General features: G+C 39.3%; 8 protein-coding genes. 5 read left to right on the top strand and 3 right to left on the bottom strand.

Annotated elements, in window-relative coordinates; genetic code table 11:
• Positions 1-317: 317 nt before the first annotated feature.
• The 3 genes from B5X70_RS14305 to B5X70_RS14295 form a co-directional block, all read right to left on the bottom strand.
• A complete protein-coding gene (locus tag B5X70_RS14305; protein ID WP_079558593.1) occupies positions 318-1,223 on the bottom strand; it encodes a diaminopimelate dehydrogenase in 906 nt (301 codons plus the stop codon).
• Between the two features lie 328 nt (positions 1,224-1,551).
• Complete coding sequence (locus B5X70_RS14300) at positions 1,552-4,824, bottom strand: AsmA family protein (RefSeq protein ID WP_079558592.1); 3,273 nt, start codon at positions 4,822-4,824, stop codon at positions 1,552-1,554.
• A gap of 54 nt (positions 4,825-4,878) precedes the next feature.
• The gene (locus tag B5X70_RS14295; protein WP_079558591.1) at positions 4,879-5,238 is read right to left on the bottom strand and encodes a hypothetical protein; all 360 of its coding nucleotides are present in this window, start codon (positions 5,236-5,238) and stop codon (positions 4,879-4,881) included.
• A 413-nt stretch (positions 5,239-5,651) separates the two neighbouring features.
• On the opposite strand from B5X70_RS14295, the gene tnpA reads away from it, so the two are divergent.
• The 5 genes from tnpA to hemB all read left to right on the top strand — a co-directional run bounded on the left by tnpA (position 5,652) and on the right by hemB (position 11,089).
• Positions 5,652-6,119, top strand: a complete 468-nt coding sequence (gene tnpA / locus B5X70_RS14290; protein ID WP_079558590.1) for an IS200/IS605 family transposase — start codon at positions 5,652-5,654, stop codon at positions 6,117-6,119.
• A 1,024-nt stretch (positions 6,120-7,143) separates the two neighbouring features.
• Positions 7,144-8,394: a glutamyl-tRNA reductase gene (hemA, locus tag B5X70_RS14285; RefSeq protein ID WP_079558589.1), complete on the top strand. Its 1,251-nt coding sequence runs from the start codon at positions 7,144-7,146 to the stop codon at positions 8,392-8,394.
• Entirely contained in the window at positions 8,391-9,320 is a 930-nt protein-coding gene (gene hemC / locus B5X70_RS14280; protein ID WP_079558588.1) for a hydroxymethylbilane synthase, read from the top strand. The genes hemA and hemC overlap by 4 nt, the downstream gene beginning before the upstream one ends.
• Positions 9,313-10,035 carry a uroporphyrinogen-III synthase gene (locus B5X70_RS14275; protein WP_159450011.1) on the top strand — a complete coding sequence of 241 codons (723 nt, stop codon included), beginning with the start codon at positions 9,313-9,315 and terminating at the stop codon, positions 10,033-10,035. Before hemC ends, B5X70_RS14275 begins: the two co-directional genes overlap by 8 nt.
• An 82-nt stretch (positions 10,036-10,117) precedes the next feature.
• Positions 10,118-11,089, top strand: a complete 972-nt coding sequence (gene hemB / locus B5X70_RS14270) for a porphobilinogen synthase (RefSeq protein WP_079558586.1) — start codon at positions 10,118-10,120, stop codon at positions 11,087-11,089.
• The last annotated feature ends 52 nt before the right edge of the window (positions 11,090-11,141 follow it).

Genomic DNA, 11,141 nt, shown 5'->3' with positions numbered 1-11,141 from the left:
AAAAAAACTCTACCTATTCAAAAGTAGCTATGATAAATAGTTTTAGTTGTCTGAAAAAAGTTCATTATCAATATTAAGTACGTACATGACACAGCAAAAGTTTCAACCTTTATATTGCGATTCTGACGCGGAAACAAAAAGGTAGTTAATTTAAATATAAGTTAAGATATTAACCTAAGGTTTTACTTCCGGAAAGAGAATTCAGGTTTCACTGTTTTTCTTCTTTTTGATTCAGGTTTGCAACATTATGAGCATAAAAAATGCGGCTTCTTTCGAAGCCGCATTTTAAGGTCTATTTGCAACAAACTTTCTTCCGTTTACACAAGCTTCTTCAACAAAGCTTCTTTATCTCCGTATAAATAATCAATTGGTGCAATTTCAGGCATGGTGTAGGCTCCTGGTTGTTGTTTCAACACAGCTCTGGCGCATGAAATCAATATTTGACTGGTAAGCGCCGGATTATTGATTCTCATATGAAACTCGAACAACTGGTTTTGGGATTTACCCGAAACACCTTTGTGCTCAAGCAATACGCCGTGTCCCATATCTTTTAGGTCATCTACACTTGGAACGGGAATCACATGGGTTTCGTCGTTACAAAAATAGCTGTCGGCTTTAATATCTTTTGCTACTTTTTCTGCATTTGCTCCCTCTTCCAGTTCAACATACACCATGCGGCGGTGAATACCGGTTCCGGTAGGAATGGTCATCGAAAGTGCGTCTTTTACGCCATCTTTTCCTTTAGCAACAACCGAATGCCCCATGCTCATTCCGGGGCCAAAATTGGTGTAGGTCAAGCCTTTGGGAGCCATGGCCAGTAAAAGTGTACGCACAACTGAGTCGCTGCCAGGATCCCATCCTGCTGATATAATGGCTTTTGAGTTGTGTTTTTTCCCGGTCTCGTCCAATAGTGAACGTAGCTTCCACATCTCCTCACCGTGGATGTCAAAACTGTCAACTGTGCAAATGCCTTTTTCCATAATGGCTTTGGCAACCTGGGGAATGCTGCGGGTTGGTGAACACAACACGGCCACATCCACTTTTCCTAGATCTGAAATATCTGAAACAACTTTAACGTTGGCCAGTTCCGGAGGATTATTGCCTGTGGAGCCTGCACGACGAACAACGCCTGCCAGTTCCATATCGGGTGCAGCCTGAATGGCTTCAACCGAAAATTTGCCAATGTTCCCGTAACTCACTACTGCTACTCTGATTTTGCTCATAATACCTGGTTATTTTATGGTTTTCATGATTTCCGGAATCAGAAATTGATGGTTCTCTTTGTTTTCCGGATACATTTTTAATTATCGAAGTACAAATATCGTGAAAAATCAGGACAATTACAAATTGAAGTTTTTCGTGGTGTTTTTGTGATAGTTTTTGTGTTTTAGTGATTTTAATTTTATGTTTTTTTTGTGTGTAAGGTTGATATTGAGTGATTTTATTGAAAGATCTGCTTTTTTATAGGGTGTGTAGTCCCAATTTATGATGTTTTTCAAAAAATAGAGGGGTGCTTTTGCACACCCCTCTTTACATTCAATGTCATTTAGCTTATTCCTGATTCTGATTTTCTTCTCTACGTCTAATGTTTTGCAACAAGGACTGACGGATGATGTCTCTTAATTCAAGCTGTTTGTTGGCCACAAGCCGTTGGGATGATGGTCTGTAGTATCTTCCGTAGCGTGGCCATCGTAATCCGTACCTCATCTTGTCAGGAGTTCCACGAACATTTAAGCCCAATCTGAATGGAAGCGGAGACCTCACCAGTGATATATGATAATCAAATGTCATATCCAGATTATGGTTTCCTGATATAATTGCACCGTATCTGTCAATAACTATTAAAAACGGGTAAATATCCACTTGGTCTTCAAAAATGGTAAACTCAGCAGACAAAGAGTCCACTTTGTTTTCGGCTCTTCTGCTGAACCAAAACCTCCTGGCAATTTGGCCAAATGTCTCTCCATCCATTAGCACCAAATCGTTACCAACAACTGATGATGCACCCCTCAAAGTGGACATTTTTAAAGTATAGGTGGAGTCCATATAGGTTTCAACTGCTATATGGAACTCCCCGGTACCATCAAAGGAACGAAGCATTGGCATGATGGTATCAATATCCGGAATCAAATTTAACAGATCGTTGATTTGAATATCCAACATGTGGAAATCAAGCCCCAGATAGAGATGGTTTTTCCGTGGTGTTCTGTAAATTGATGTCATTTGCATATCTGCAGCTGAAGTGCTGAAGGTGAGATCCTGAAGTACAAGTATTCCATCGTTTATGATTACTTCTCCTAAAACATTTCTGGCCGTATCAACACCAAATGTTACTTTTCTGATGTTGCTTTGTAAAATAAAATCGACCCCCTGTGGAACCATGTAAGGACCTGTAAATTCTCCATTATTGGCGATGTCTGCACTGGTTTTTTCATCCAAATTTTCAACAGATTCTTCAATTCCCAATCCACTGGTCAGGCTCATGAGTTGGGTGACATCGGTTATTTCTGAATCAAAATTGAACCGGCCTGTAAGGATGGAGTCCCCACGAACCCATGATAGAATGTTTCTCATCTCTCCGGCCAAATAAAAATCAGAGTTTCCAATAATCATTCGCCCTTCCTTAAAATTGAAGTTCTCCGGATCGAAATCCATTTTAACCACAGGTATTTGAACAGGGTAGGAGAGTGCATGCAAAGCGAAATTGGCATCACTCATATCCAAGAAGCCATTAATCAACCATTGCATAAAAAAATCTTCCTCACTGGGTGCAACATGTTGTAATCCGGTTCTTAAATCAACTTTTCCAATTTCAATGTTGTTTTCACCTGCAAACAGTTCCAGATAATCACCTTTATAATATAATTCGATGTCGGGTTGCTCCGGATTTTCGGCCATTGGAGCAAGCGTAAACCTACCGTTTGGTTGACGAATGGATAAACGAATGGTATCCATTTCGGCGTACAACTCTTCCAAATTGAAAGTGCAAATCACCTGAGGAACTCTGGTTGAATCTCTGAAATCAGAGGTTTCAAGAAGCAGTTCTCCGTTTTTAACGGTGGTTTGCATGTTTTCATTAACGCTTGCAAAAAAATCGGATGTTGAGAACTTAATTTGAGCAAAACCCGGATTTTTGTCCGAGAAATCGGGATTCGGAAGTGCAAAATCAAGTTTAGAACCGGTTGCTTTTAGCGAAATGGTATCGTATACCATTTCAAATTCGGTGAATGTGGCAGAACCTGAAAGTTTCATTTTTTCAAGTTCCATATTCTCCATTTGTGACATGGTAAAGTTTGAACGGATACGTCCGTTCAAACGGCCTTTCATACTGGTGTTGAGTTCTTCCGGAATCAGATGGTTAAACTCCTCCATCCATAAATTAGCACTAGTACTTAAATTGGTATGAATATCAGAAAATAAACGGTTAATAACGCCTGATGTGGTAAAAGATGAGTTTGTCGTGGAGGCATTGAATCTGTTAATTCTCACAAAAGATCTTGCATCATCGGCCAGATCGGTGAAAATATGAACGTCACCGTTCATATTTCGCAATGGTAACGGGTATTCAGCATAATTAAAGCTTCCGTTTTTCAATTGTAATTTAATATCCATCAGTGGCATCACCGAATCACTATAAATGCCCGTTATTTTTCCAGTTGAACTGACTAATCCATCAGTTTCAATTCCTTCAAGGTATTCATGAAATGCTGGTGGAATCATGGCTATAATTTCCCTGATTCGCCAATTTTCCAGCTGATATCCCATATCTGTATGTATGATGCCGGAAGTGTCCACTTCCATAGTTCCTGAAACATGTGCAGCCAGTTGATTAACTGATGCTTTCGCATTATCCAGATTGAGAAATACCCGTGAAGGAATAAATGTTGACGAAGGAGCATCAATTATAACAGATGCATTGTCCAGGTAAGTTTCTCCATCGTACCCAAATGTTATCAGCGATTGCGAAATGTTTATATTCCCTACAATGTGGTCGGGTAGCATGGTTCCTGAAATTGAACCGGAAAAGTTCTTCACTATGGCTTCCATGGTATCGTAGAGGTAGATGGCATTTCCACGCTTGATATCAAAACTTCCGGTGATTTCATCTCCCTGAATGCCAAAGTCGCCCGTGGCTGCCAAATTGCCCACTTCTGTATACATTTCCTCCATTTGGAAAATGATATTGGCATTTTTAAGGTCGATGGAGCCAATAATGTTGTCTTCTTCCATTTTTCCGGTAATGGAGGTGGAAAGTTGGGTGACTTCGGTCACGATATTTGAAGTAAGGTCGGTATAATAAATGTTCAGGTTGTCAAAATCAGCTCTTTTTATGTTGATTAGGTCAAATGAAAATTCTGAATCGCTTTTTTCTTTTTCATCGGTTTCATCTTTTATTTTCTCATTTTCATCAAGAAACAGAGAGAAGTTAGAATTTCCGGTAGAGTCTGTGAATAGGTTGACAAGTCCATTTTTCAAGACGATTTTTTCAATGACCACCTGATCATTTTTCCACCATGCTTTAAAGTCAATTATTCCTGTAAACTGTCCTGCGTGAAGAAGCGTATCATTTGTAGCTCCGCTGTATGGACTGAGAATGGTAAGGTCATTAACTCTTAAACCAAATTGAGGGAATGTGCTGAAAAATGTGAGTTCCACCTCCCCAATTTCAGTTTGGTAAGGCATATGTTTTTCAGCCTGATTTCTGACGATGGGGGTAAGTCTTTCAGGAGTGAAAACCAGCCATAAAGCAACGCTGATAATTATAAACAGAACAACCAGAATCGATAGTACGGTTATGATAGCAGGTTTTATATATCTCTTCATCAGGATAAAATTACATTGTTTATTTAGGTTGGGATTAGTAAATCAAATATTGTTTTAATTATTTACTTTCGTAAATGAATATTTGCGTCCATGACCTTCGTATCTGAGGCGCGTACTCGTGAGTTCAGTTACTGAATAGTAACGAGGCACGTTGCCACCTATTTCCATAATATGGATTTGTGTTAATTCGTCTTTTACAAGTGTCCATGTAAAATCCTGAGCTTCATCCTCACGAACATCATCTGCAGTATTCCATCTGTAGCCGGTTCCGTTGGCAAAGTAGCGTTCAAATAGTGTTCCTGATTGCCATTTCCCTGTCAAAAGTGCATCATCAAAATCATCGTCTTTATCACACCCGGTAAATATCAATACACCCAGTATTGATAGTCCGAAAAAATATAGAAACTTCTTCATTATATTAAAGTTTGAAAGGTATTATTAGTATTAAAACATCTGAATACGAAATTATGAAAAATAAGGACAAAACTCCACTGCTAATCGCTCAAACAGCAAATTTTATGCCCGATATAGTTTATTTCTTTAGCTCAATATAAAAATTACATGACCTGTTTTAAGGTTTACTGATTTTCGCGACTATTATATCAGTATTTTAAAATGTGGGCGATAGTCTTGGCATCCTCGTAGAAATGAAACAACCTATATTAAATTTAGGGGCTTTAGCCCTGATATCTTCGTAGCAACATAGCCCAACCCAATTTCCCAAGGGGCGTTAGCCCTGGCATCTTGTTTTCATAAAACAAAATTCACCAAATTCTATTCATACTAAAAAAATAAACAATTATATTTAGATAATAAAATGCAACAACATGGCTAACACCTACACCCAACTTTACGTTCAGTACGTTTTCACCGTAAAAGGGAAAGAAAACCTTATTAGAGAAAGATTCAGAATTGAACTGGAAAAAGTAATTTGTGGAATTATTAGCAATCAGAAATCAAAAACCTATGCAATTTATTGCAATCCTGACCACACGCATATTTTAGTTGGCATACATCCAATTATATCTGTATCTAAATTAGTAGAACAAATAAAATCCGGTTCATCTAATTGGTTAAATAATAAAAAATATATTCATGGATTTTTCAGCTGGCAAGATGGTTATGGAGCATTTACCTATTCCAAATCACATATTGACAAGGTGGTTAAATATATTTTAAATCAACCTGAGCATCACAAAAAGCAATCGTTTAAAGATGAATATTTGAATTTTCTAAAGAAATTTGATGTTGAGTATGATCCAAAATACCTTTTCGATTGGCATGATAATGAATAGATTTCAGGGCTAGCGCCCCTCCATTTTCGTTATTAACCTCCTATTCTACGAAGATTACAGGGCTACGCCCCTTATCTATGATTAACAGATTTATGTTCAAGGGATTCAACATGGTTCTCGCCCCTTTTTTACATTTCCTTTTTTTTATTTGGGCTTTAGTCTCTTCGTAGAAATGAAACAACCTATATTAATAAATTTAGGGGCGTAGCCCTGATATCTTCGTAGCAGCATAGCCCAATCCAATTTACCAAGGGGCGCTAGCCCTGGCATCTTACTATCATAACACCGATGCCCATGAAACACCTATGAACAAAATCGATTGGTTAATGATTAGATTTCAGGGCTAGCGCCCCTCCATTTCCAATATTTAGCACTTTTTCTACGAAGATTACAGGGCTAGCGCCCCTAAAAATAATGAGCATTGAATTACAATGGATGTATTCATGTTATTTTATCGGTAAAACCATCTTGTTTTGACAAAAGGACATTGTACCAAACATAGCAAAATGTCATCCCCGGTTAATCAAAGGATTGAGGTGTCGTACCAATATCTTCGTGAAATATAAACGAACTGTTTTCTTTAGGGGCGTAGCCCTAATATCTTCGTAGATAAGGAAGTCCCTATATTAAATTAGGGGCGTAGCCCTGATGTCTTCGTAGCAGCATAGCCCAATCCAATTTACCAAGGGGCGTTAGCCCTGGCATCTTTCTGACATAAAAAATACCACAAATTTTAGAAATCCCCTATTATTGTTTAGAATTCAGAACCTGCACTCCTGTAAATGGGTTCATTTGAAAAAACAATGATAACCACCCTATTCAGGATATTTTTGTATAAATTTCATGGATTCAAGTATAAAAAGTCTTAATTTTATCGGAAATTATATTTCATGGTATGAGTTTTTGAATTATTAGACACTGAAAGTTTTTGTAATTCAGACAGTAAATGAGAGGTAGTATGTTTTCGGGACGCTATTTTTAGTGTGTTTTATAAACAAAAAACCAGGTAGAATAAGAAAGCGATATGATTGGAGTTATTGGAGTTAGTCAGAAATCAGCACCCGTGAAAGTTCGTGAGCAGTTGGCGTTAGATAGTGCAGAGGCCGATTTGCTTGCCGAAAAAATCATGGCTGCCAACTATTTCAAGGATTTGGTTATACTATCAACATGTAATCGAACTGAAATCTATTTCTCGGCTGAGGGTATCTGTTCAAGTGGAGCTACCAAATTGGTTCAAAAGGCTTTGTTCCAAATTAAGCAATTCGATGAGGACATTCAGCCTTATCTGTTTAACTATTTTCATGAAGATACGGTTCGTCATTTATTCAGAGTTACTTCCGGATTGGATTCAATGATTTTAGGTGAGTATCAGATTGTATCGCAAATAAAATCATCCTATACCGAAGCCGAAGAGCGAGGCAGCATTGGAACACTCTTTCATAGATTTTTTAATAAAGCCTTGGAGTGCAGTAAACAAGTGAGAATGAGCACGCCCTTTAATCGGGGGGCTTGTTCCGTGAGTTCTGCCGCTGTGGAAAAATGTTTTGAGCAGTTTCCTGATCTGCCTGAGCGAAATATTTTAATAATCGGAACCGGAGATACAGGGGAATTGGTTTTGAAAAACCTGCATAAAAAGGGTTGTCAAAACATCAGCTTGATCAACCGAACAGAAGAAACGGCACAACAACTCGCCACTGCATTCAATTGTAGTGTGTTGCCATACAATAATTTGTTGGGAGGGCTTCACGATGCTGAAGTTATTATTACATCTGTTGCTGGCAAAGAGCCCATCCTGAATGCCGGGTTGGTACAACCGCATTTAAATGGTCATGCGAATATTTTGATGATTGATTTGGGAGTACCACGTAATTTAGATACGGACATTACAGCAATTCCATCCATTACTTTATATAATATAGATGATTTAGAGGAAGTTATAGCTATGAATGCAGAGCGTAAACAAGAGTTTGTTGAAGTAGCCGAGGAGATTGTGGAAACCAAAGTAGATGAGTTTACCCATTGGTTGAATCAGCAAAAACTGGCGCCTGCCATTCAAAACATCGATAAAGTAATTGATGCGGTTTATGAAAAAGAGTTGAAAGTATTTACTAAAGATTTTTCGGAAGAGGAGTTGCAACAAATACAAAAATTTAACCGGCATATGTCCAAGAAACTGAAAAGCAAAATTGTCCGCCAATTAAAATCAGTTTCCGATAATGGACGTATTACTGAATTTGTAGATGTTATCAATCAACTCTTTGACAAAAATCCATGAATCGTACCATAAAAATAGGAACCCGTGGAAGTCAACTGGCACTTTGGCAGGCACATGAGGTTCAAAAACAACTACAAAGTGCATTCCCCGATATACAGACTGAAATCGTGGTGATTAAAACCAAGGGCGATATCATTCTTGATGTGGCACTCTCCAAAATTGGCGATAAAGGTTTGTTTACCAAAGAAATAGAACAGGCATTGCTCAATGGGGACATTGACTTGGCCGTTCACAGCTTGAAAGACATGCCAACGGAATTGCCCGATAATCTTATATTGGGAGGGGTTTTGGAGAGGGGAGAGGTTCGGGATGTTTTTTTGTCTAGAGATAAAAGGCCTTTATCGACATTTACGAGCAAAGATAAAATTGCCACTTCCAGTTTGCGCCGTCAGGCGCAACTGTTGCATTACAACCCCGCTCTGAATATTGTCGATATCCGTGGAAATGTAAACAGCCGCATTCAAAAAATGAGCGATGGTTATTGCGATGCTTTAATAATGGCAGGTGCAGGCATTCAGCGACTTGGTTTGGAGCATCTCATCACCCAGTATCTGGAGCCCGAAACGGTGATGCCTGCGGTCAGTCAGGGAGCCGTTACCATCGAGATTCGCGAGGGCGACGAAGAAATATATCCAATTATTGATGCCATTAATCATTTACCAACCTGGTATCAGGTAATGGCCGAACGCGCTTTTTTGCGGACCATGGAGGGTGGTTGTCAGGTTCCTGTGGCCTGTTTTTCTGAGGTTGCAGATGGTAATATGAAAATGAGGGCGATGGTAGCTTCTTTGGATGGGCGAATTATTGTTAAAGATGTAATGGAAACAACTTTGGATGAAGCCACTGAAAAAGCCATCGAAATGGCTTTTTCGATGCTTGACGCCGGAGCTGAGAAAATCCTGGAATCCATTAGAGGTAATGATTAACAGTTTGGTCATAAGGACTTTCCCTGTGCCAGAGGGTGATGATATTTTTCTAAAAATCATGAACTCTTTTGGCGTTAAAGTAGTGGAAGCCCCTTTGATTGAGGTAAAAGCCATTGATTTTTCTATTCCGGACCCTGTGCTCGAATTCGATTGGATAATTTTTACCAGTAAAAATGCATTAAAACCTTTTTTAAAAAAGGTTTCTGATATTAAGAATACCAAAATTGCTGTCATTGGTAATTCAACAGCCGAAGCTCTTAAAAATATTGGCTATCAGGCCGACTTTATTGGGAGTGGTCACTCAGGTGCACGATTTGCTGAGGAGTTTAAAGAACTTGCCACATCGGGAGATAGAGTCTTGCTGGCAGTTGGAAAGCTGGCCTCCAATGTTATGGAAAACTCACTGGAGCAGGATTTCATTGTGCATCGGGTCGATGTGTATGAAACAACAATACCCAGAAATATCAACCTCAAAGCAATTGCGAAAATAGAATCCGATGATTACGGTTATATCGCGGTTTCCAGTCCTTCAGCAGTAGATAATCTGATGCTGCATATGAAAAACAACAAGGAAAGATTACGTTTTGTCAGCATAGGCACTGTTACCTCCGCGCAAATCAGGAGATATGGCATTGAGCCATCCGGCGAAGCAACAAACCAAAATTACAAAGGACTTGCAGAAACAATAGTATCAACCATAAACCCACAACCCTAAACCCTAAACTCTAAACCCTAAACTCTAAACCCTAAACTCTAAACCCTAAACAAAAAACTTATAACCTTAAAACATAAAAAACATGTCATTTCCAATCACACGATTACGAAGATTACGACAAAGTAAACTGATGCGGGATATGGTTCGCGAAACCGAAGTCAATCGCGATGACCTGATTATGCCCTATTTTGTGTGTCCCGGAAGCGGAGTTAAAAACCCCATTGCATCCATGCCGGGAAATTTTCAATGGTCCATTGATTTGTTGGTTGATGAGGTTAAAGATTTGATTCAAAGTGCCGGTATTCATAAAATTTTGCTTTTTGGTATTCCCGAAGAGAAAGATGAAACCGGAGACGTGGCATGTGAGCACGATGCCATTGTTTGTCGTGCCATTCGTGCCATAAAAAAAGAGGTGAGCGATGTGCTGATTGTGGCCGATGTTTGCAATTGTGAATATACGACGCATGGCCATTGCGGAACCATTATAGATGGGGATGTGGACAACGACCTGACATTGGTTACTCTTGCCGGACAAGCCATGGCTTTGGCAGCCGCCGGAGCCGATGTCATTGCCCCCAGCGATATGATGGACGGCCGAGTGGCGGCCATCCGTAAAGCTTTGGATGATGGTGGATTTATTAAAACGCCCATCATGGCTTATTCTGCCAAGTATGCATCTTCATTTTACGGACCATTTAGAGATGCTGCGGAGAGTGCTCCCCAATTTGGCGATCGTTCAACCTATCAAATGGATTCGGGCAACAGCGATGAAGCACTGCGTGAAGTGGAACAGGACATAGCTGAAGGCGCAGATTTGGTAATGGTTAAACCGGCTTTAAGTTATCTTGACATCATCCAACGGGTAAAGTCAACATTTAATATTCCGGTGGTAGCCTACAATGTAAGTGGAGAATTCAGCATGGTGAAAGCAGCCGGTGCCAATGGTTGGATTGATGAAAAGCGAATGATTACAGAAATCCTTACTTCTATTAAGCGAGCAGGCGCTGATGTTATCATTACATATCATGCGAAAGAATTTGGCGTAAATATTTAGTTGGTTTTTGATTACAATATAGAAAGGGCGTAATCAATCAGAAAAAACAAAA

The organism is Alkalitalea saponilacus, from assembly GCF_900168165.1.
GTDB classification, from domain to species: Bacteria; Bacteroidota; Bacteroidia; order Bacteroidales; family Marinilabiliaceae; genus Natronoflexus; species Natronoflexus saponilacus.
Note: the sequence above shows the minus strand (reverse complement) of the source record. Positions and strands in the feature narration are given on the sequence as shown.

What these genes read in the sequence shown, in the direction of transcription:
- B5X70_RS14295 (WP_079558591.1), bottom strand. Translation starts at nt 5,238, where the DNA reads ATGAAGAAGTTTCTATATTTTTTCGGACTATCAATACTGGGTGTATTG.
- B5X70_RS14300 (WP_079558592.1), bottom strand. Translation starts at nt 4,824, where the DNA reads ATGAAGAGATATATAAAACCTGCTATCATAACCGTACTATCGATTCTG.
- hemB (WP_079558586.1), top strand. Translation starts at nt 10,118, where the DNA reads ATGTCATTTCCAATCACACGATTACGAAGATTACGACAAAGTAAACTG.
- B5X70_RS14305 (WP_079558593.1), bottom strand. Translation starts at nt 1,223, where the DNA reads ATGAGCAAAATCAGAGTAGCAGTAGTGAGTTACGGGAACATTGGCAAA.
- hemA (WP_079558589.1), top strand. Translation starts at nt 7,144, where the DNA reads ATGATTGGAGTTATTGGAGTTAGTCAGAAATCAGCACCCGTGAAAGTT.
- tnpA (WP_079558590.1), top strand. Translation starts at nt 5,652, where the DNA reads ATGGCTAACACCTACACCCAACTTTACGTTCAGTACGTTTTCACCGTA.
- hemC (WP_079558588.1), top strand. Translation starts at nt 8,391, where the DNA reads ATGAATCGTACCATAAAAATAGGAACCCGTGGAAGTCAACTGGCACTT.
- B5X70_RS14275 (WP_159450011.1), top strand. Translation starts at nt 9,313, where the DNA reads ATGATTAACAGTTTGGTCATAAGGACTTTCCCTGTGCCAGAGGGTGAT.